This is a genomic window from Rhodoferax sp., from assembly GCF_023701345.1.
Lineage (GTDB): Bacteria > Pseudomonadota > Gammaproteobacteria > Burkholderiales > Burkholderiaceae_C > Rhodoferax.
Genome location: NZ_JAMPXE010000060.1, coordinates 1 through 20,045, shown reverse-complemented (window position 1 = coordinate 20,045; position 20,045 = coordinate 1). Strand labels below are relative to the sequence as shown.

The following is a 20,045-nucleotide window of genomic DNA, read 5'->3' as shown; positions in this document are numbered from 1 at the left end:
CACGGCATCCGCGTGGGCGCCATCTCGCCGGGGCCGGTGATCACCGGGCTGCTGGCCGACTGGCCGGCCGAAAAACTGGCTGACCTCAAGGCCAAGGGCAGTTTGCTGGAGGCGGCTCAGGTCGCCGACGTCGTGCTGTTCATGCTCACCCGCCCGCGCGGCATGACGATCCGCGACGTGGTGATGATGCCCTCAAACTTCGACCTCTGAACCGGTGATCCACGGCGCTTTTCATTGACATTCGGACTCTGCAAAGAAACCAAACCATGAACACCATCCTCCACCTGGGCCTGGGCTCGTTCCACCGTGCCCACCAAGCTGTCTACCTGCACCAATTGCAGCAAACCGGTGACCGCCGCTGGGCACTGGCCGGCGGCAACATCCGCCCCGACATGGCCGACACCATCGACGCGCTTCTCAAGCAGGGCGGCGCCTACACGCTGGAAACCGTCACCCCGCACAACGAGCGCAGCTACACCCGCATCACCTCGATCCAGACCGTGGTGCCGTTTGACGCCGAGCTCAGCGGCCTGGTCGTCATTGGCGCTGCCCCCGACACCCACATCATCTCGTTCACCGTGACCGAAGCCGGTTACTACCTGGATGCAAAAAACCAGCTGGACCAGAACTTTGCCGACCTGCGCGCCGACCTGGCCGCAGTCAAAGCCGGCGAACCGGTGGCAACGATCTACGGCGCCCTCACCGCCATCCTGCGCGCGCGCATGCGGGCCAACGCCGGGCCGGTGACGCTGCTGAACTGCGACAACCTGCGCCACAACGGCGAGCGTTCGCGCGGCGGCCTGCTGCAATTCATTGAACTCGTCGGCGACAGCGCCCTGCTGGCCTGGGTGCAGGCCAACACCACCAGCCCCAATGCCATGGTCGACCGCATCACCCCGCGGCCGACACCTGAAGTGCGTGCACGGGTGCTCGCCGCCACCGGTGTGGACGACCCCGCCGCACTGATGGGCGAGAGCTTCATCCAGTGGGTGATCGAAGACAATTTCATCGCCGGGCGGCCGGCCTGGGAAACCGTGGGTGTCGAGATGGTCGACTCGGTGCAGGCCTACGAAGAAGCCAAGATCCGCCTGCTCAACGCCACCCACAGCTGCATCGCCTGGGCCGGCACGCTGGTCGGCTACACCTACATCCATGAGGGCACGCTCGACCCGGTGATTCGCCAGTTTGCCTTTGACTACGTCACCGACGACACCATTCCGGTGCTCTTGCCTTGCCCGATCGACCTTGAAAAATACCGCGACGTGGTGCTCGACCGCTTTGGCAACCCGGCCATCGCCGACACCAACCAGCGTGTGGCGATGGACGCATTTGCCAAGATCCCGGCCATGATCGCACCCACCATCCGCGACCGGCTGGCGCGCGGTGAGACGATCAACAGCGTGGCCATGCTGCCTGCGTTGTTTTTGGCCTACCTGCAGCGCTGGCATACCGGGCAAATTCCCTACACCTACCAGGACCAGGCGATGGACCCGGCCGCGGCCCATGCCATCTGTGAAGCGGCCGACCCAGTCGCCGCTTTCTGTGCCGACCCCGTGTTGTGGGGCCCGCTGGCCAGCGACGAGCGGCTGATGCAGGCCATGCGCAGCGCATTTCAACGTGTCACGCTCTTTATCAGGAACCATCAAGCATGACAACCTCGGCTCTGCTGTGCCACTGTTTTCCTGGCCAGCGACTGGGCCTCGTAGCTTACGGCGCACACTCTGAACGTGAGTGGTGGTAAGGTGATGCGCTGATCTTTAACGCCATTCAATACCAACCACGTCGCGCCACACCATGACCCTCCTGCCACGCCAACTCAAACCCGAACTGGAGCACGACTATGTCCGATCTCCCGATCTCGGCTACGAGCCGCCCAGCGAGTCCGGCTTTATCCGCTGCCTCGCGCATGGTTACCCGACGCCGCTGGCACGCTGGCACCACCATGACGAGTACGAGCTGCACCTCATCACGGCCACCTCGGGCAAGGTCTTTGTCGGCGACTGGATCGGGCATTTCCAGCCCGGCCAGGTGGTCATGGTCGGCCCGCGGTTGCCGCACAACTGGGTCAGCGCCGATGTGCCCGACGGCGGTGTGGTCGAGCGTGACCTGGTCATTCAGTTCCTGCACGCACCGATCGAGACCGGCAGCCAGCACATTCCGGAATTGCGCGAGGTGCTGCCGCTGCTGGAGCGGGCCAAACACGGGGTCGAGTTTTTTGGCATCTACCCGCAGGCGCGCCAGCACTGGCAAAACATCAAATCGCACAAGGGGCTGGCCCGCTTTGGCGCGTTTTGTGATTTTTTGAGCGAACTGGCCCAGTGCACCGACTACCGGCTGCTGTCGAGCACCCAGATGCAAAGCGAAGACAACGATGCCCAGCTCGACCAGATCAATGCCATCGTCAGCCGCATCAGCGAAAACCTGGCCGAGCCCGCTTCGGCGGCCGATCTGGCACGCGAACTGGGCATGAGCGAAAGCGGCTTCTCGCGCTTTTTCCGGCGCGCCACCGGCAACACCTTCACCGACTTCGTCAACCATGTGCGCGTCAGCCGCGCCTGCCAATTGCTGATGGAGTCCGACCTGCTGATCACCCACATTGGCTACCAGGTGGGCTTCAACAACATCGCCAATTTCAACCGGCGCTTTCTTGACATCAAGGGCATGACACCGAGCGATTACCGGCGCCAGACGGCCAGCCGCTTTGGCCTGAAAGCCTGACCATCACACCCGCACCACCATGTACCTCGGCATTGATCTGGGCACTTCGGGCCTGAAACTTCTGCTGCTGGATGCAGCCCACCATGTCCACGCCAGTGTCGACGCGCCGCTGAGCCTGCAGCGTCCGCACCCCACCTGGAGCGAACAGCAGCCGCGTGACTGGTGGCTGGCGCTGGAATCTGCGGTGGCGCAACTGCGCGCCGCCGCGCCGCACGCCTGGCAACAAATTCGTGCCATCGGTTTGTCAGGCCAGATGCATGGCGCCGTGGTGCTGGATCACCAGTCCAATGTGCTGCGCCCCGCCATTCTCTGGAACGACGGGCGCGCAGAGGCCCAATGCACCGAGCTTGAGCGGCTGGTGCCGAACTCGCGCCAGATCACCGGCAACCTGGCCATGCCGGGCTTTACCGCGCCCAAGCTGCTCTGGCTGCGCGAGCACGAACCCGCTGTTTTCGAGCAAATCAGCAAAGTGCTGCTGCCCAAGGACTGGTTGCGCCTGCAACTCACCGGCGAGTCGGTCAGCGAGATGTCAGACGCCTCCGGCACGCTGTGGCTGGATGTGGGTCAACGCTGCTGGAGCGAGACGATGTTGACGGCATGTGGACTTGACCTGTCCCATATGCCGCGCCTGGTGGAAGGCAGCCAGCCCAGCGGCACCTTGCTGCCGACGCTGGCCCGGCAATGGGGCTTGCCACAGCATGTGATGGTGGCCGGCGGCGGCGGTGACAACGCCGCCAGCGCCGTGGGCATTGGCGCGGTCAACCCGGGGCAGGGTTTTGTCTCACTGGGCACCTCGGGTGTGGTGTTTCTGGTCAGCGACCGTTACCAGCCCGCCCCCGAACTGGCGGTGCACGCGTTTGCCCATGCCCTGCCCGGGCGTTGGCACCAGATGTCGGTCATGCTGAGCGCAGCCAGTGCCTTTGGCTGGGTCACCCGGCTCACCGGCACGGCGGATGAAGCGCAATTGTCGCAACAGGTGGCCGATTTATCGCAGTCCAGAAGAGCTGCCGCACCAATTTTTCTGCCTTACCTGAGTGGCGAGCGCACGCCGCACAACAACCCGAAGGCCAGCGGCGTCTTCATCGGCCTGCGCAGCGATCACACGGCGGCCGACCTGGGCTATGCGGTGATGGAGGGGGTGAGCTTCGGCCTCATGGACGGCCTGCGCGCCATGGGTCAAAGCGGCCCCTCCGCACAGCCGCTGGCGCTGGTCGGCGGCGGTGCGCGCAGCGATGCCTGGGCGCAATTACTGGCCAGCGGGCTGGGCTGTCCGTTGCAGCGCTGTGAAGGTGCCCACACGGCGGCGGCGCTGGGAGCCGCCCGCCTGGCCTGGCTCGCCGACGGCGGCAGCGTGGACCAGGTATGCCAAAGCCTGCCGACCGAGCGCGCCTTTGAGCCCGACACCGCCAGTGCGCAATTGTTGTCTGGGCGCTACCCGCGCTACCGGGCTTTGTACCCGGCCCTGACCCATTTGTTTTGAGCTGGATGACCAACTGGAAGCGCCTTGGGGCCCGGGGCGGCAAGACAACAGCATCAGGGGTTTTCCCCGGATAAGCCTTAATACATCTGTGGCTTCAACCCTGTTGCAGACACATGCGCTGCAGCAATTTGAGCAGGCAAGTAGACTTGCGGGTTTTACTTAACTAAGACCACCATGGAACTGCTCACCGACCCGAATATCTGGATCGCTTTCTTTATGCTCGCAGCGCTTGAAATCGTTCTGGGTATCGACAACATCATTTTCATCAGCATCCTGGTCGGTCGCCTGCCACCCGAGAAGAGGGATCTGGCGCGTCGTCTCGGACTGGGATTTGCCATGGTTTCGCGCATTGCCCTGCTGTTCAGCCTGGCCTGGGTCATGACCCTGACCAGTCCAATTTTTACGGTGGCGGCACAAGCCATCAGCGGCCGCGACCTGATCCTGCTCGGTGGCGGATTGTTTCTGCTCTACAAAGCCTCACACGAGATTTTCCTGGAAGTTGAAGCCCACGAAGCCAAGGAAGTCAGCGCCGGAGTCGATCACGTTAAAACCGGCGCCTCCATGTTTTGGGGCACCATTGTGCAAATTGGCATCGTGGACATTGTCTTTTCCCTGGACTCGGTGATCACCGCGGTGGGCATGGTGGACCAGATCGGTGTGATGGTGGCGGCCGTGATCGCATCGGTGGCCGTCATGATGTTTGCCGCCAAGCCGATCGGTGAATTCGTGGACAAACACCCTTCCATCAAGGTGCTGGCATTGGCATTCCTGACCATGGTGGGCACCCTGCTGGTCGCCGAGGCGTTTGACATACATGTGCCGAAAGCCTATGTCTACACCGCCATGCTGTTTTCCCTGGGGGTTGAGGCGCTCAACATCAGGGCACGTTCCAAGCGACTTGCCGCCCGAACAAGCTGATCCAGGCACCACAGGTACATGGCAAGGGTTGCACGCAGCATTCTCGCTAACCCTGAGCTGGCAGCAACTTCTGCACCAGCGGGTGCAACACTTTTTTATGCGCCCCAATCGCAAAGAAGTGCTCTTCAACACCCTCGCAAGCACCCACCCGCTTGACGCTGTAGCGGACCGTCAGTTCGTCGCGTACCAGCTCGGTCGCCGGAAAAATGCCCATGCCCGCTGCGCCAAATGTCTTGAGCAAGGCGCTGTCCTCGAACTCGCCAACCACGTGCGGCTTGATCGCCATGCGCTCAAACCACTGGTCGAGCCGGACACGGACCGCGGCGTGGGTTGTTGGCAGCAGCACGGGAACCTTGGACAAAGATTGCGGAAAGCCGCGCCGGGCTGCCGCATGCAGTGACGCTGGCGCGTACCAGGCCAGCGCCAATGAGCCCAGCGCGTGGCTGTAAACCTTGAGGTTGGGATTCGGCGGCGCAGCCCGGTCAGCCAGTACCACATCGAGCCGGTGCAGCGCCAGATCACCCAGCAGATCTTCGAACTCGTCTACGTGGCACAGCAGCCTTAGGTTTGGCTCCTGCATCACCGGCTGCAGCAAACGCCTGACCGCCAGCTTCGGCAGGGCATCGGAGATGCCAACAACCAGACGCACAGTGGGCGAGCCGACCGCGTCACGCACCACCGCCGGCAGTTGTTCTCCGAGCTGGAAGATTTGCTCGGCCTGCCGCATGGCGGCAATCCCCGCGCCCGTCAACGCCACCCCGCGTCCGGCCGGCTTGAGCAAAGCGTACCCGAGTGAGCGTTCCAGCTCGCGAACCTGCGTGCTCACGGTTTGCACTGCCATGCCCAGACGTTCGGCGGCGCGAGCCATGCCACCCTCCTTGGCGACGACCCAAAAGTAGTAGAGATGCCGGTAGCTGAAGTTCGTGCTCATGGGTTCATTCTGACATTCAGTTTTTTCAGAACTATGGATTCGAAATTATCTTCTTTTTCAGAATTTTATAGACACCTATAGTCTGCCCATGTTCAACCCGGTGGAGTTATCGTCATGGAATATCCAAAAACACAAAGGCTCCGTTTTTCTCGCCCTGTTTGGGATGGACAGCTCTGATGAATCTCCAATAACCAATGACCAAGGACCTCTCCATGAAATGCCCTGCCTGCCCCGAAACCACCTTGGTGATGAGTGATCGCCAGGGTGTCGAGATTGACTACTGCCCGCAATGTCGGGGGGTGTGGCTTGATCGTGGCGAACTCGACAAGCTGATTGATCGCGCTGCCGCGCCGTCGCCGCCAAGCCCCGCCGCGGGACGGTCCCAGCCAGACTTTGTGGATTCTGACTACCGTGGTGCGCAAGGGCATTACCCCCGTCGCAAAAAGTCCTGGTTGAGCGACATCTTCGACTGATCGCTTCGACCCAAGCCGAGGACGACAAAATCATGCAACCCTGTCCACGTAACACCAAGCTGCCAGCCACTTTGTGGCGCTGGTGGGCATCGCGGTATGACCAGCCTGTCCCAACAGGCCGTTGAATATCGTCCCGTCAAACCGATCAAACTGAAGGAGTAAAGTCATGTCGCGTGTCCTTATCCCATCCGATGGATCACCTGATTCGCTGCACGGCGTGCGTCACGTTGTGAGCGAGTTCATGAAGAACCGGAATCTCCAAATCCACGTTCTCAACGTACAGCCGCCGTTCTCGAAGCACGTCAGCGATTTCACCAGCAGGCGGGACCGGATGGCGCTCCATCAAGAGCAGGCCGAGAAGGCGCTCGAGCCCGCGCGGCAGGCGCTGGACCGTTCCGGCATACCGTACACCGTCCATACCGAAGTCGGCGACAAGGCCGATTGCATTGCCGATATGGCGCGTCGGCTCCGATGCGATCGCATCGTGATGGGCACCGCACGCAAAAGCTCACTGATCCGCTGGGTCGAGGACTCGGTCACCAACCAGGTGATTGAGCGCACAACAGTTCCCGTGGAGGTGATAGCCGGGGACGCAGCCTCGAACCTGGAGCGTGTTGGCATTCCGGCAGGCGTCGGCGCGGGCCTCCTTGTCCTGGGAATGGCGGCCGACTGATGTGGCTCAGCTGCACCGATTGGCGTAAATCAAACCTCGACCAGATGCTTGTTTGCTGACCTGTAACGCCACCTGACAACCCATGAAAACAAGCGTCTCAATCACACCATCCCAAAGAAGACCGGCCACGCACGCCGCGTCCAGGGGCTGCCCATGAACAACATCGAATCATTCGCCACTGGCCCGATGTGGGCCGGCTTCATCGTCTTCGTGCTGGCCATGCTGGCCCTGGACCTGTTCGTCCTCGGCGGAAACAAGGCCCACCGGGTCTCGGTCAAGGAGGCCGCGAGCTGGGTCGTGGCCTGGATGCTCCTGGCCATCACGTTCGGCGCCTTGTTATGGTGGTATCTGGACGGCACGACCGGCCGCGAAATTGCCAACCGCAAGGCCATGGAGTTCTTCACCGGCTACCTCATCGAACAGTCCTTGTCGGTGGACAACATGTTCGTGTTCGTGATGATCTTCAGCTACTTCGCCGTTCCGCCGGAGTTGCAGCGCCGCGTGCTGTTGTACGGCGTGATCGGTGCGATTGTCATGCGCGCCGGCATGATCATGGCCGGCGTCTGGCTCGTCTCGGAGTTCGCCTGGGTGCTCTACGTGTTCGGCGCGTTTCTCGTGCTGACCGGGATCAAGATGCTGGTCTTCGCCGAGCAAAAGCCCGACCTGGAGCAGAACCCCTTCCTGCGCTGGCTGCGTGGCCACATGCGCATCACCCCGGGCTTTCATGGCGATGCCTTTTTTGTCCGCATCAACGGTCTGCGTTATGCGACGCCGATGTTCCTGGTGCTGATGATGATCGAGGCCAGCGACCTGATCTTCGCCGTTGACAGCATCCCGGCCATCTTCGCGGTGACCACCGATCCGTTTATCGTGTTCACATCCAACATCTTCGCCATCATGGGCCTGCGGGCGCTGTACTTTCTGCTGGCCGACATGGCCGACCGCTTTCACCTGCTCAAGTACGGCCTGGCGCTGGTGCTGGTCTTTATCGGCGGCAAGATGCTGGTGCTGCCATGGTTCCACATGCCGGTGCAGTGGTCGCTGTTGCTCGTGGGCTCGATCATCCTGATTTCTGTGATCCTCAGCTTGAAGTTCTCGAGCAAAAAACCGTCCGAGGGTGTTTTATGACCGATGCTGCAATACCAGGCGCCATACCGGCGTCAGCCCAAGAACGGCGCGATGACATGGGCCGGCTCGTCGCCGCGACCTGGCACGGCGCCGGGATCAGTGAAGACCAAGCCAGTGCGCGCTGGCTGGTGGCGGTCGACGGTTCCGAGTGCGCCTCACGCGCCGTGGCGATGGCGGCAGGTTTGGCGGCACTGGAGCAGAGCGCCGAGGTCGACCTGATCCATGTCCAGCCCTGGCTGACCAAGGAGGCCGCAGAGACAGAGCTGGCGCGGCGCGGATGGGCAGCCACGGCGCAGGCGCGCCAGTTGCTCGACGCGGCGTCGGTTCGCTGGCGCCTGCATGTCGTCATGGGAGAGGGGGCGCCAGAGATCGCGGACCTGGCCGACGCGCTGGGCAGTCGCGGCATCGTCATCGGCTCGCGCGGGCTGACCGCTGCCGAATCCCTGTTGCTGGGCTCGGTGGCCTACAAGGTCGTGCACCTGGCCAGGCTGCCTGTCCTGATCGTGCGCTGACGCCTGCCCGTACCCTTGACTGACGCGGCCCTGCGTCTAGGTTCATCCAGCCCGGCGCAATCACCTGCTTCGTTGGGACTGCCACATTCCCGGCGCTCCCCATGAATCCTTGTCTTAGGGAAAAGGGCAAAAAATCAATGCCCACACTTTTCGCAGTTGTCACAAGCGCTGCTTCGCTTGCCACGGGGTTGCCAGAAGCGACGCCACAGGAAACTGCAGGCCCATACGAGCGCAGCCAACACGACCGTCAGATCGATCAGGGTGAGAGGGAATGGCGTGATCATGACGCCACCCGGTAAGTGATCCATGACGCAGCGTAGGCGAGTGAGAACAGGAACGCGGCCATGCCGGCAGGCATGGCCCAGCCGCCAACCTCTTTGCGCACCACGGCCAGCGTGGCCAGGCATTGCGGGGCAAAAACGAACCAGACCAGCAAGGACAAGCCGGTGGCCAGCGTCCAGTCGGCGCCAATCAGGGGCGCCAGCGCCGTGCCGACATCGTCGCCAGTCTGGGACAGCGCGTACACCGTTCCCAGGGCGCTGACCACCACTTCGCGCGCTGCCAGACTCGGTATCAGTGCCACCGCGATTTGCCAGTTGAATCCGATCGGCTCGAACACCACGGCCAGCGCCCGGCCAATGCGCCCGGCCATGCTGTACTCGATCGCGGTCCCGCTGAAACCCGTGGGGGCGAGCGGAAAGGTGGACAAAAACCACAGGATCACGGTCAGCGCCAGGATGATGCCCCCGACATTGCGCAGAAAAATTGAAGCGCGTTGCCACAGGCCGATCAGGATGTCCTTGGCGCGCGGCCAGTGGTAGTCAGGGAGTTCCATCATCAATTGTGCCGAGGCCTGCGAACTGCCCCACAGCTTGACGACCCAGGCCACCAGCACGGCTGAAACAATGCCAAACAGGTACAAGCCAAACAACACCAACCCCTGCAGGCCCATGCCCCAGACCTGACGGCTGGGAATAAAGGCACCAATCAGCAAGGCGTAAACGGGCAGCCGGGCCGAGCAGGTCATCAATGGCGCAATCAGGATCGTGACCCAGCGGGCACGGCGGTCGGCAATCGTTCTTGTCGCCATGATGCCTGGTATGGCGCAGGCAAAGCTGGAAAGCAAAGGGATGAACGACCGGCCTGACAAGCCCAGGCTGCCCATCAGTCGGTCCAGCAACAAGGCAGCACGGGGCAGGTAGCCCGACTCCTCCAGCAGCAGGATGAAAAAGAAAAGAATCAGGATTTGCGGCAGGAAGGCCAGCACGCCACCCACGCCGGCGATGACGCCGTCGACCAGCAGGCTTTTGAGCAAGCCGTCCGGCAGCAGCCCGTTGACGCCCTGGACGACGATGTTGATGGTTTCCTCGATCAATCCCATCGGCCATTCGGCCCAGGCAAACACCGCCTGAAAAATGAAGAACAGCAAGGTCAGCAACACCAGCGTGCCGGCGACCGGGTGCAGTAGCCAATGGTCAAGACGGCGCGACCAGCGGTGCTCGGCCAGGGGCGCTTCCATGCCGGCCTGGACCAGCCAGGCCTGCGCCTGCTGGTCATCGGTCAGCGCGGCGGCATGGCTGCGCTCTTGAGCGAGCTTTTCACGCGACGTCTGTTGCCAGATGTCCGGCCGGTCCAGCAGGGCCCTGAGCTCGTCGGTTCCTTGCGCATGGATACCCGTGGCTTCAACCACCGGCACGCCCAGCGCCTGCTCAAGACGACTGGCATCCAGTTCCCTGCCCTGGCCGCGCACCCGGTCCATCATGTTGAGCACGACGACGATGGGCACCTGCACGCGTTGGAGTGCGGCCACCAGCCGCAGCCCACGGCGCAGCCGGGTGGCATCCAGAATCACGGCCGTGAGATTCGGCGCGCTGGTCTGCAAACTGTGCCCCAGCACCACCGCGCAGGCCACGGCTTCGTCCTCGCTGCCGGCATTGAGACTGTAGGTGCCCGGCAGGTCCACCACGGTGACGGAGCGACCGGCGCTCGTTTTCATCAAGCCGCGCTTCATGTCCACGGTCACGCCGGCATAGTTCGCCACTTTTTGCTGGCTGCCGGTCAAACGGTTGAACAGCACGGTCTTGCCGCAGTTGGGATTGCCCAGCAGGGCCAGTGTCTTTTGCGCCAGGCCAGAAGTGTTGACGGTGGTGACGGTGGTGACGGTGGTGACGGTACTCATGCTACGGGCTCCAACGACACCATCTGCGCCTCGCCCGGGCGCAGCGCAAAGACCGCATCGCCCACCTGCACCACCAGCGCACCGCTCCTGAACCAGCTGCGCCGCAGTACCTTGACCCTTTCCAGCGGCAGAAAACCCAGTTCCTCCATTCGCTGGTTATGGGCGGATGTTGCCTGGATGCGATGCCATTGGCCTATGGCGGCCTCTTTCAAATTCAGTGTGAGCACGATAGCGTCCTAGTAAATGAGAATTATTCTCATTGTACAACACTAAAAACGGCATGTCATCTGTCCAGATTAGTATGCGCCGTTCGCCGGATTAATAGCAAAACTTCAAGGGTTGGAATCCCCGGCACCCGATTCGCTCCTGTCGTCAAGGCCCAGCCGGCCGACAAAAGGCAAACGCAGGCCCGGACTGTTGATGTCAATGCCGAAGCTCAAGCCGAACAGGTTGAACTCCACCCCCTCCTGCACACCAACGCTCAAACCAAGCACGCCGAGCAACGAAGCCTGGACCCCGGCTCCTGTAGCGGAAACGCCGAGCGCATGACTCAAAGGCCGATAGTCCTTGCCGATGGCGTTGGCCGGCAAGTCCAGCCTCAGCGCAGGCACCTCGCGGCCAATGTGCGCCAGAAAGGTATTACTGTTCGGCCCGGGATAACTGCGGTAGTCATCGGCGTGGGGGTAGTTGGCAATGGCGGCCTCAATGGCCGGGACCATGGCCGCGGCGGCCTCGCCCCGGTGGTCGACCAGTAGGCTCGGTTGTTTGCCATACCAGAGCCCGTCAGGCAGCGCGTAGTTGCGCTGTACCACCTGCGGCGCGCGCCAACCGACCACGTCATAGCGGGTGTAGGCCGTCTCGCCAGCGCGCTTGAAGATGATCCAGGGGTGAACCGCAAAAGTGCCTCGCCAGCCGTAGGTCGGGGCGGCATAGACCTGAACGATGGCCACACCGGCCAGTTGTTCGGGGTCAGGCGCGATGCCGGCCGAATGGCGTGCGGCGTCGCGCCAACTGCGCTGCCCTTCATCAGGGATGGAGGCCACGGTTTGTGCCAGGCTCAGACTGAAAGACAGGCCGAGCAGCGCGAGCAAGCCCAGTGCGATGCGAGTGGAATTTGTCATGCTGTCACTTTAGCGTACATTGATACAAAATCGATCACTGCCATTGGCGCCAGCTTGTTAGACTGCACACTCGCACCATCTTTGTGCAGCCCCGGACATTTTGAAGGAGTACCGATGTTTCCTGAATACCGCGACCAAATCGCCCAGTTGAAGCTCTCCGATCTCAATTTTGTGCGCCTGTTCGAGAAGCACAATGCACTGGACCAGAAAATCAGGCACATGGAGGCGCACATCGAACCCGGCACGCATGAAGAAATTGAACAGCTGAAGAAAGAAAAGCTGCTGATCAAGGATGCCCTCTACGACATCCTAAAAAAAACCAATACCGTCAAGGATTGAGGCAATCGCCTGGTGCCAGCGCCAGGCGATTCGGCCGGACTACTTCATCCTGGATGGCAACTTGATCGCCTCACCGGACAACATGTAAATCCCGCGTCCCTGGTGATGCAGGGTTTGTGGGGATTTGCATGCAGGATCAACCCAGGTCTTGACGACTTCCAGGATGAAAAAGTTATAACGATTCATCAAACACGTGTCGACGACCCGACATTCCAGGTTGGCATAACACGCTGCAATCAGCGGAGCCTCCACCAACGCAGCCCACCAGCGGTGGCTCAAGTTCCATCATGGTGTGCCATGACAGGGGCATCACGTTGATCTTGCCCTTGTGCGACGTGGTGAGCAGCACCACAGGTCCCGGCTCGATCAGACCGTAGACCCTGGACTGCGGATAAGTACGTTTGGCCATTTTCACGCCTCCGTTGATGTAGTCCACTACACGGTGGCATGAGGTCGCGCAGTCCTTGGAACTATCGTCAATATCCTATTGGGCGATGCTGCGCAGATAGGCGCGCCAGCCACCCAGGTGGCTGATGTCTTTTGCCATTGATGTGGCGTAAGCCTCGCAGACAAAGCCCTGCAACTGGTTGCCATCCGCGAGTTCAACCGTGCCAATGCCCAACGGCGCCGGAATACCCGCCACAAAGGAGCCGAACGCGTGCGCCGGCAGCTCCCACACCTCCAGTTCAATGGCGGCGCCACCTGCCGCCACGCGCAGCATGCCGGGCCGGTACGGTGGGCCGCCGGGCAAGGCAAACAGCTTGTAGCAAGGCGCGCTGTGGGTGGTCTGCACCAGCCGGGCGCCACGCTGCGTCAGTTGCCAGTTCAGCGGCAGACCGCTCAAATGCGCGCCGCACACCGCCACGCACACCAGACCCGATGGAAAGACCGCTGCATCTGGCGTTGCACCGGGCAACAAGTGCGGCGCGTGCGGCGTGGCACCGACGGTTGGCACGGTGCGCGCATGCAGGCGCGCGGCCAACGACAGCAGGGGCAAGTCCTGCCCGGCCGGCGCCACCAAGGTCACGCCCCAGGGCATGTTGGTTTTTGCCGCGCTCATGAAACCGGTGGGCACGGCCACCGCGGACAGGTCGAGCAGGTTGACAAAGTTGGTGTAGTGCCCCAGGTTGGAATTGAGCCGTATCGGGTCCGCCTCGACCGCCGCAATGGTGTAGGCCGTGCTGGCGGTCGGTGTGACCAGGCAGTCGATGCTGTCCCACACCGGTCGCGTTTGCAGCTGCAGTTCTTTCAGGCGGTAGAGCGCGGCAAAGGTGTCGGGTGCTGAGATCTGAATGCCTTTTTCGGTGATGGCGCGCGTCACCGGGTGCAGCGCGTCGGGCTGGGTTTCAATGAAGGCCCGGATGGCCTGGTAACGCTCGGCCACCCACGGACCTTCGTAGAGCAGGGTCGCCACCGCGCGAAACGGCGTCAGGTCCACTTCTACCGGCGTGCCGCCCAGGGCGACCAGGTGCGCCACCGCCTGGGCAAACTGGGCCGGACCTTCCGGGTTGCCATGAAATTCCAGATCTGCTTCACGCGGCACGCCAAAGCGGAAGGCGCTGGCGGCGCCAAAGTTGTGACCGTGCGGCGGCAAAGTACGCGAATACGCATCCAGCGGGTCCTCGCCCTGCGCGGCCGCCAGCACGCTGGCCGCATCACCCGCCGTGAGCGCAAACACTGACACCACGTCCAGCGTGCGGCAGGCCGGCACGACACCGGTGGCGGGAAGCCGGCCGCAGGTGGGTTTCAGGCCCACCAGATTGTTCAGCATGGCCGGCACACGGCCGGAACCCGCGGTGTCGGTGCCCAGCGAAAAACTGGCCAGACCGCGGGCCACGGACACGGCCGAACCGGCCGACGAACCGCCCGAGATGTAATCCGGATCGATGCTGTTGCGGCACGCGCCATAAGGCGAGCGCACCCCCACCAGACCGGTGGCGAACTGGTCGAGGTTGGTCTTGCCCACGGGAATGGCACCCGCCGCAATGAGCCGCTGCACCACGGTGGCGCTGGCCTCGGGGGTGTAGGCAAATTCGGGGCAGGCCGCCGTGGTGGGAATGCCAGCCAGGTCGATGTTGTCCTTGATGGCAAACGGAATGCCGTACAGCGGCAAGGTGTTGGGATCACGCCCGTCCAGTGCCGCTGCGTAGGCACGCATTTCATCCAGCGTCAAGCGGCGAATCCAGACATGGCGCTCCAGCACCGCGTCTTCCGCCAGCATCTGCGCATGCAGGGCTTCCACCAGTACCATCGGGGTCAGGCTGCCATCCAGGTAACGGGCCCGCAGCGCGGGAATGGACAAATCAAGCATCTTCATTTCCTTCTAGAGTATTGGGTTCATCACTGACGCATCAGCACCAGGGCTTGCCCGGCGGTTACTGCCTGGCCCTCAGTGCAAAGCAGTTGTTCAATGCAGCCGTCGCAAGGGGCATGCACCGTGATTTCCATCTTCATCGACTCGATCACCAGCAGCGCCTGGCCGGCCTTGACCTGCGCACCCACCGTGGTCAGCACCGACCAGACCCCGCCCGAAACCTGGGAGGCCACCACCTCGCCGTCAAAAGCTTGGGCCGCTGCGGCACGGGCGGCTGCGTCATCCGCGGCTCCGGTATCGGGCGCTTCGGACACACCGGCGAGCCGCCAGCGCTCCCGTTCGGCCTCGAAGGCCGCCTGTTGGCCCTGCTTGAATTGGGCAATGGCATCAGCGTTGTCAGCCAGGTAGCGCTGGTAGTCGGACAGGCGGAAGCTGCCCTCTTCGATGCGCAAGCCGACTCTTCCCGCAATGAAGTCCTTGCGGTAATCCAGCAACTCCTGCGCCCCCATGGGGTAGAAACGGATCTGGTCAAAAAAGCGCAATAGCCAGGGCTTGCCGGCAACAAATTCACTGGTTTCGCGCCAGCGGTTCCACATCTGCACCGTGCGACCGACAAACTGGTAGCCGCCGGGGCCCTCCATGCCGTACACACACAGGTAGGCGCCGCCAATACCGACCGCGTTTTCCGGCGTCCAGGTGCGCGCCGGGTTGTACTTGGTGGTGACCAGCCGGTGTCGCGGGTCCAGCGGTGTCGCCACCGGCGCGCCCAAGTACACGTCGCCCAGGCCCAGCACCATGTAGCTGGCCTCGAACACGATGTCATAGACCGCCTGAATGTCGGGCAGGCCATTGATGCGGCGGATGAACTCGATATTGCTCGGGCACCAGGGTGCGTCGGCACTGACCGACTGCATGTATTTTTCAATCGCCAGCTGGGTGGCCGGGTCGTCCCAGGACAAGGGCAGCCAGACCGTGCGGCTGGGCACTTCGATGTCGGTGCTGGCGCTCAAGCCCGCTTGCGCCTGCAGCAAGTGGTCCATCAGCTGGGCCAGCGGCAACACCAGCGGGTCGTAATGCACCTGCAGCGAACGAATGCCCGGCGTCAGGTCAATCACGCCGGGCAGCTGGCCGGCGTCACGCACCGCCTGCACCCGCGCCATCAGGGCGTGCACCAGAAAACGCAGCGTCAGGTCCAGTTGCAGCTCGCCAAACTCGACCAGCACATAGGCATCACCGGCGCGCCGGTACACCACCTCGACGCTGTCGCCTTGGGCCGGCACGCGGTGCAGCACCGGGCCGTCCAGCGGCTGGCTGCTGGCGATCGGCACTGGCAAGGTCTCCTGCACGGTGGAAGCCGGCGCCGCCAGCGCCTGCTGCTGGGCATGCAACATTGCCGTGGCATCGGCGTGGCGCAGCGGCACAAAACGCACCGTGTTGCCGGGCGCGAGCTGGCCCAGCTTCCACAACTCGGCCTGCACCACCGTGGCCGGGCAAACAAAGCCGCCCAGGCTCGGGCCGTCGGGCCCCAGGATGACGGGCATGTCGCCGGTGAAATCAATCGCACCAATGGCGTAGGCGTTGTCATGGATGTTGGACGGGTGCAGCCCGGCCTCGCCGCCATCGCGACGCGCCCAGCCGGGCTTGGGACCGATCAGGCGCACGCCGGTGCGGCTGGAGTTGTAGTGCACCTGCCAGTCGGTGGCAAAAAACATCGCCATGTCGTCGGGCGTGAAAAAGTCGGGCGCCGCGTGGGGTCCGACCAGCACGCCGATGTCCCAATGGCTGCTGTAGCTCGGCACCAGGGCCGCGGCGGTCACGGACTCCATGGCGGACAGGCTGGCGAGCTGACCGACATGCAGCACATCACCGGCGCGCAGCACCCGACCGCCATGGCCGCCAAATTGGCCCAGCGTGAAGGTGGATTTGCTGCCCAAATAATCGGGCACGTCAATGCCGCCCGCCACGGCCAGGTAGGCGCGGCAGCCCGCGCCAATGACGCGACCCAGACGCAGGGTTTGCCCCGCCTCCAGCGTCAGGAGCGTGTTCATGGGCAGGGGTGCACCGTCCAGCGTCAACTCGATGGGTGCCCCGGTCACTGCAACCTGCATGGCGCTGCGACAGCGCAAGCCCGGACCGGCCACGGTGATTTCCAGCGCCGCCGCGCCTTCCGGGTTGCCCACCAGGCGATTCGCCAAACGCAGCGCCAGCGCGTCCATCGGGCCCGACGGCGGCACACCCACATCCCAGTAACCCAGGCGGCCAGGCCAGTCCTGCACCGAGCTTTGCACGCCGGGGCTCAGCACGTCGATGGCATGGCTGGGCGCGCTGAACGTGGCCAGGCTGCGCGTGGTGTGGCGGCCTGCCGTGAACGGCGCGAAATGCATCACGGCGCGCAGGTAGTCGAGGTTGGACTCCAGCCCGGCGATGCGCGTCTCATCCAGCGCCCGGGCCAGTTTGGCCAGCGCCTGCGCGCGGTCGTCGCCATGCGCGATCAGCTTGGCCAGCATCGGGTCGTAATGGGCGCTGACCTCGCTGCCACGTGCGATCCAGGTGTCGACCCGGATGTCGCCCGGAAAATTCACCTCGGTCAACAAGCCGGTGGCGGGCTGAAAATTCTTCGCCGGGTCCTCGGCGTACAGGCGGGCCTGCACCGCATGGCCGCGCGCCACCACCTGCAGCGTGTGGAGGGCTGGCATGTCACCGGCGGCCAGGCGCACCATCCAGTCCACCAGATCGATGCCGGTCACCGCCTCGGTGACACCATGCTCCACCTGCAGGCGGGCGTTGACTTCGAGGAAGAAAAATTCCTGGGTGGTGGCATCCAGCACAAATTCCACCGTGCCGGCCGAGCGGTAACAGGCTTTGCTGGCCAGTTTGCGCGCCGTGTCCAGCAGCGCCTGGCGCACCTCGGCGCGCAAATTGGGCGCCGGTGTTTCTTCCACCACCTTCTGGTTGCGCCGCTGCAGCGAACAGTCGCGCTCGCCGAGCGCCAGCACCTGGCCGGCACCATCGCCAAAAATCTGCACCTCGATGTGGCGCGCATCGCTGATGAAGCGTTCCAGAAAAACCCCGGCATCCGAAAAATTGGACTGGGCCAGACGTTTCACGGACTCAAAGGCGCTGCGCAAGGTCTCGGCATCGGGGCACATTTGCATGCCAATGCCACCACCACCGGCGCTGCTCTTGAGCATCACCGGGTAGCCAATGAGGTCGGCCTGCGCCAGCGCCGTGTCCAGGTCAGCCAGCAGGCCGGTGCCGGGCAGCAAGGGCACACCGGCATCAAGGGCCAGCGCACGGGCCGTGTGCTTGAGTCCGAAGGTGCGCATTTGCTGCGGCGTGGGGCCGATGAAAGCCAACCCGGCCGCCTCGCACAACTCGACAAACTGCGCGTTTTCCGACAAGAAACCGTAGCCGGGATGGATGGCCTGCGCACCCGTGGCCAGCGCGGCCTCGATGATGCGGTGCATCGCCAGGTAGCTGCCCGCCACCGCCGCCGTGCCGACACAGACGGCCTCGTCGGCCATGGCGACATGGGCGGACTCGGCGTCGGCCTCCGAATAAATGGCCACCGCGCCCACACCCATCTGGCGCAGCGTGCGGATGATGCGGCAGGCGATGGCGCCGCGATTGGCTACAAGTACTTTTTTGAACATGGTCAGATCAGATCAAGGGGCGGGTCGTCCAGCCGGGCATGAACACAGGGCCGGTCGTCCGGCCTGCAAGCTTGGGTGTCAGGCCGGGTCCCACACCAGGCAGCGCACCGGTGTCGGGTTGTAGGCGTTGCACGGGTTGTTGAGTTGCGGACAGTTGGAGATCAGCACCACCACATCCATCTCGGCGCGCATCTCGACATATTTGCCGGGCGCCGACACGCCGTCCTCAAACGTCAGCCCGCCGTCTGGCGTGACCGGCACGTTCATGAAGAAGTTGATGTTGGAGGCGATGTCGCGCTTGTGCAGGCCGTAGGGGCTGTTGGCGATGGCGGCCATGAAACTGTCACGGCAACTGTGCATGGCGCGCTTTTCCAGGGCGTAGCGCACCGTGTTGCTTTCGCAGGAACAGGCGCCGCCCAGCGTGTCGTGGCGGCCACAGGTGTCGGCCACGATGGTCAGCATGGGCCGGCCTTCGCTGGACATCAGCACGCTGCCCAGGCTCAGGTACAAAGCGCCCTGGGCCTGGATGGTGTGCGTGAGGCTGTAATGTTCTTCGGCGTCGTCGGCGTTGAAGAACAATGTGTCCACGGCCTGGTTGCCTTCGAGGTCGACAATGCGAAAAATCTGGCCTTTGGCAAGTTTTTGCAGCCAGGGTTCGCCGGCGGGAACGATGGCATCCACAACGGCATGCGCCGGGTCAAGATCGCTGAGTTGAAGGGTGGCGGACATGGTGGTTTCCTTGACTTGATGGTTCAGACAGATAGGCGTTTGGAAGCGCATGGGCTCACAGAAACCAGCGCTCGGTGTTGATGAAGCCACGGCCGTTTTCCGGGCACAGCAGGCGGCAGGGGTCGGTGGCACCCGCCGTGCCCGAGCGCCAGGCGGTCAGTTGCACCGGCCCAGGGGCGTAGTCTGCGGCGGGGTCCAGCGGGTGCGGCGTCGCTGACAGCATCACCAGCACATTCATCTCGAAGCGCAGGTCCACATGCTGGCCGGCTTGCCGGTGCGCCATGTCGAACTGCAGCTTGCCATCAGCATCGGCGCTGACCTTGCTGAAAAAGTTGACATTGGCATTGAGGTCGCGGCGGCCCAGACCCCATTTGTTGAGCTCCACCACCAGCCCATCCTGGCCACTGCGGAACATGCCGTTGCGGTGTTCCTGGTAACGCGCCTGGCCATACTTTTTTTCCACACCAGCCGCATCCAGCACGCCCGAGAAGGTGTCGTGCCAGCCACAGCTGTCTTCTGAGATGGAACACAACACCCGCCCCATGTCCGAATAACACACATGGCCCTGCGTCAAAAAGGCTGTGTGCTGGGCCTTGAGCGTGTCGGGCATGTTGTAGCGCTCGGTCTTTTCTTCCTGGTTGAAAAACAGCGCGGACACATTGGCCTTGCCATTCAGGTCGGTCAGGCGTAGCGTGGTACCACGGCGCAGCAGGCCCGACCAGTGACAGCCACCCGGCAGGGCTTCCTCCCACAGCACCAGTTCAGGCGCAAAGCTGGCAGACGTAACCGGCACTGCAGCGCGAGCCAGAACAGGCAAATCATCAAAAGCAAGGGGCATGGTGACCTCGTTAAAAAGTTGAAAGTGAAAAACAACGAT

Annotated in this window: 19 protein-coding genes and 1 pseudogene; 10 read left to right on the top strand and 10 right to left on the bottom strand. The window is 63.0% G+C overall.

The window, feature by feature from the left end:
- From NDI87_RS09780 to NDI87_RS09760, 5 genes and pseudogenes are all read left to right on the top strand, one after another.
- Positions 1–210 (top strand): annotated as a pseudogene (locus NDI87_RS09780) (glucose dehydrogenase); the annotation flags it as partial.
- A 56-nt stretch (positions 211–266) separates the two neighbouring features.
- Positions 267–1,652: a D-arabinitol 4-dehydrogenase gene (gene dalD / locus NDI87_RS09775; RefSeq protein ID WP_296275020.1), complete on the top strand. Its 1,386-nt coding sequence runs from the start codon at positions 267–269 to the stop codon at positions 1,650–1,652.
- A 142-nt stretch (positions 1,653–1,794) separates the two neighbouring features.
- Positions 1,795–2,718 carry an AraC family transcriptional regulator gene (locus NDI87_RS09770; protein ID WP_296275019.1) on the top strand — a complete coding sequence of 308 codons (924 nt, stop codon included), beginning with the start codon at positions 1,795–1,797 and terminating at the stop codon, positions 2,716–2,718.
- Between the two features lie 19 nt (positions 2,719–2,737).
- The gene (gene xylB / locus NDI87_RS09765; RefSeq protein ID WP_296275018.1) at positions 2,738–4,198 is read left to right on the top strand and encodes a xylulokinase; all 1,461 of its coding nucleotides are present in this window, start codon (positions 2,738–2,740) and stop codon (positions 4,196–4,198) included.
- 174 nt (positions 4,199–4,372) lie between these two features.
- Positions 4,373–5,116: a TerC family protein gene (locus NDI87_RS09760; RefSeq protein WP_296275017.1), complete on the top strand. Its 744-nt coding sequence runs from the start codon at positions 4,373–4,375 to the stop codon at positions 5,114–5,116.
- Between the two features lie 46 nt (positions 5,117–5,162).
- On the opposite strand, the gene NDI87_RS09755 is transcribed toward NDI87_RS09760, so the two are convergent.
- A complete protein-coding gene (locus NDI87_RS09755) occupies positions 5,163–6,047 on the bottom strand; it encodes a LysR family transcriptional regulator (RefSeq protein ID WP_296275016.1) in 885 nt (294 codons plus the stop codon).
- Positions 6,048–6,259: 212 nt separating this feature from the next.
- Between NDI87_RS09755 and NDI87_RS09750 the strand changes: the two genes are divergently transcribed.
- From NDI87_RS09750 to NDI87_RS09735, 4 genes are all read left to right on the top strand, one after another.
- Positions 6,260–6,520 (top strand): zf-TFIIB domain-containing protein, encoded by a 261-nt coding sequence (locus tag NDI87_RS09750; RefSeq protein WP_296275015.1) that lies wholly within the window; start codon positions 6,260–6,262, stop codon positions 6,518–6,520.
- Positions 6,521–6,686: 166 nt separating this feature from the next.
- Positions 6,687–7,193, top strand: a complete 507-nt coding sequence (locus NDI87_RS09745; protein ID WP_296275014.1) for a universal stress protein — start codon at positions 6,687–6,689, stop codon at positions 7,191–7,193.
- A 153-nt stretch (positions 7,194–7,346) separates the two neighbouring features.
- A complete protein-coding gene (locus NDI87_RS09740; protein WP_296275013.1) occupies positions 7,347–8,321 on the top strand; it encodes a TerC family protein in 975 nt (324 codons plus the stop codon).
- Positions 8,318–8,833 (top strand): universal stress protein, encoded by a 516-nt coding sequence (locus tag NDI87_RS09735; protein WP_296275012.1) that lies wholly within the window; start codon positions 8,318–8,320, stop codon positions 8,831–8,833. Before NDI87_RS09740 ends, NDI87_RS09735 begins: the two co-directional genes overlap by 4 nt.
- Before the next feature lie 280 nt (positions 8,834–9,113).
- On the opposite strand, the gene NDI87_RS09730 is transcribed toward NDI87_RS09735, so the two are convergent.
- From NDI87_RS09730 to NDI87_RS09720, 3 genes are all read right to left on the bottom strand, one after another.
- Positions 9,114–11,012 carry a ferrous iron transporter B gene (locus NDI87_RS09730; protein ID WP_296275011.1) on the bottom strand — a complete coding sequence of 633 codons (1,899 nt, stop codon included), beginning with the start codon at positions 11,010–11,012 and terminating at the stop codon, positions 9,114–9,116.
- Positions 11,009–11,239: a FeoA family protein gene (locus NDI87_RS09725; protein WP_296275010.1), complete on the bottom strand. Its 231-nt coding sequence runs from the start codon at positions 11,237–11,239 to the stop codon at positions 11,009–11,011. Before NDI87_RS09725 ends, NDI87_RS09730 begins: the two co-directional genes overlap by 4 nt.
- A 105-nt stretch (positions 11,240–11,344) precedes the next feature.
- Entirely contained in the window at positions 11,345–12,133 is a 789-nt protein-coding gene (locus tag NDI87_RS09720) for a DUF3750 domain-containing protein (protein WP_296275009.1), read from the bottom strand.
- Positions 12,134–12,247: 114 nt separating this feature from the next.
- On the opposite strand from NDI87_RS09720, the gene NDI87_RS09715 reads away from it, so the two are divergent.
- Positions 12,248–12,472 (top strand): YdcH family protein, encoded by a 225-nt coding sequence (locus NDI87_RS09715; protein ID WP_296275008.1) that lies wholly within the window; start codon positions 12,248–12,250, stop codon positions 12,470–12,472.
- A gap of 39 nt (positions 12,473–12,511) precedes the next feature.
- On the opposite strand, the gene NDI87_RS09710 is transcribed toward NDI87_RS09715, so the two are convergent.
- The 6 genes from NDI87_RS09710 to NDI87_RS09685 form a co-directional block, all read right to left on the bottom strand.
- Positions 12,512–12,724, bottom strand: a complete 213-nt coding sequence (locus NDI87_RS09710; protein ID WP_296275022.1) for a flavin reductase — start codon at positions 12,722–12,724, stop codon at positions 12,512–12,514.
- Positions 12,645–12,881 (bottom strand): flavin reductase, encoded by a 237-nt coding sequence (locus tag NDI87_RS09705; protein ID WP_296275007.1) that lies wholly within the window; start codon positions 12,879–12,881, stop codon positions 12,645–12,647. Before NDI87_RS09705 ends, NDI87_RS09710 begins: the two co-directional genes overlap by 80 nt.
- A 75-nt stretch (positions 12,882–12,956) precedes the next feature.
- On the bottom strand, positions 12,957–14,789 hold the full coding sequence (gene atzF / locus NDI87_RS09700) for an allophanate hydrolase (RefSeq protein ID WP_296275006.1): 1,833 nt from the start codon (positions 14,787–14,789) through the stop codon (positions 12,957–12,959).
- Between the two features lie 23 nt (positions 14,790–14,812).
- Entirely contained in the window at positions 14,813–18,439 is a 3,627-nt protein-coding gene (gene uca, locus NDI87_RS09695; RefSeq protein ID WP_296275005.1) for an urea carboxylase, read from the bottom strand.
- Positions 18,440–18,517: 78 nt separating this feature from the next.
- On the bottom strand, positions 18,518–19,168 hold the full coding sequence (locus NDI87_RS09690; RefSeq protein WP_296275004.1) for an urea amidolyase associated protein UAAP2: 651 nt from the start codon (positions 19,166–19,168) through the stop codon (positions 18,518–18,520).
- Between the two features lie 55 nt (positions 19,169–19,223).
- The gene (locus NDI87_RS09685; protein WP_366028651.1) at positions 19,224–20,045 is read right to left on the bottom strand and encodes an urea amidolyase associated protein UAAP1; all 822 of its coding nucleotides are present in this window, start codon (positions 20,043–20,045) and stop codon (positions 19,224–19,226) included.

Coding starts and splice junctions, on each gene's coding strand:
- atzF (WP_296275006.1), bottom strand. CDS start 14,789: ATGAAGATGCTTGATTTGTCCATTCCCGCGCTGCGGGCCCGTTACCTG.
- NDI87_RS09690 (WP_296275004.1), bottom strand. CDS start 19,168: ATGTCCGCCACCCTTCAACTCAGCGATCTTGACCCGGCGCATGCCGTT.
- uca (WP_296275005.1), bottom strand. CDS start 18,439: ATGTTCAAAAAAGTACTTGTAGCCAATCGCGGCGCCATCGCCTGCCGC.
- NDI87_RS09720 (WP_296275009.1), bottom strand. CDS start 12,133: ATGACAAATTCCACTCGCATCGCACTGGGCTTGCTCGCGCTGCTCGGC.
- NDI87_RS09770 (WP_296275019.1), top strand. CDS start 1,795: ATGACCCTCCTGCCACGCCAACTCAAACCCGAACTGGAGCACGACTAT.
- NDI87_RS09715 (WP_296275008.1), top strand. CDS start 12,248: ATGTTTCCTGAATACCGCGACCAAATCGCCCAGTTGAAGCTCTCCGAT.
- NDI87_RS09745 (WP_296275014.1), top strand. CDS start 6,687: ATGTCGCGTGTCCTTATCCCATCCGATGGATCACCTGATTCGCTGCAC.
- dalD (WP_296275020.1), top strand. CDS start 267: ATGAACACCATCCTCCACCTGGGCCTGGGCTCGTTCCACCGTGCCCAC.
- NDI87_RS09735 (WP_296275012.1), top strand. CDS start 8,318: ATGACCGATGCTGCAATACCAGGCGCCATACCGGCGTCAGCCCAAGAA.
- NDI87_RS09740 (WP_296275013.1), top strand. CDS start 7,347: ATGAACAACATCGAATCATTCGCCACTGGCCCGATGTGGGCCGGCTTC.
- NDI87_RS09750 (WP_296275015.1), top strand. CDS start 6,260: ATGAAATGCCCTGCCTGCCCCGAAACCACCTTGGTGATGAGTGATCGC.
- xylB (WP_296275018.1), top strand. CDS start 2,738: ATGTACCTCGGCATTGATCTGGGCACTTCGGGCCTGAAACTTCTGCTG.
- NDI87_RS09755 (WP_296275016.1), bottom strand. CDS start 6,047: ATGAGCACGAACTTCAGCTACCGGCATCTCTACTACTTTTGGGTCGTC.
- NDI87_RS09705 (WP_296275007.1), bottom strand. CDS start 12,881: ATGGCCAAACGTACTTATCCGCAGTCCAGGGTCTACGGTCTGATCGAG.
- NDI87_RS09760 (WP_296275017.1), top strand. CDS start 4,373: ATGGAACTGCTCACCGACCCGAATATCTGGATCGCTTTCTTTATGCTC.
- NDI87_RS09730 (WP_296275011.1), bottom strand. CDS start 11,012: ATGAGTACCGTCACCACCGTCACCACCGTCACCACCGTCAACACTTCT.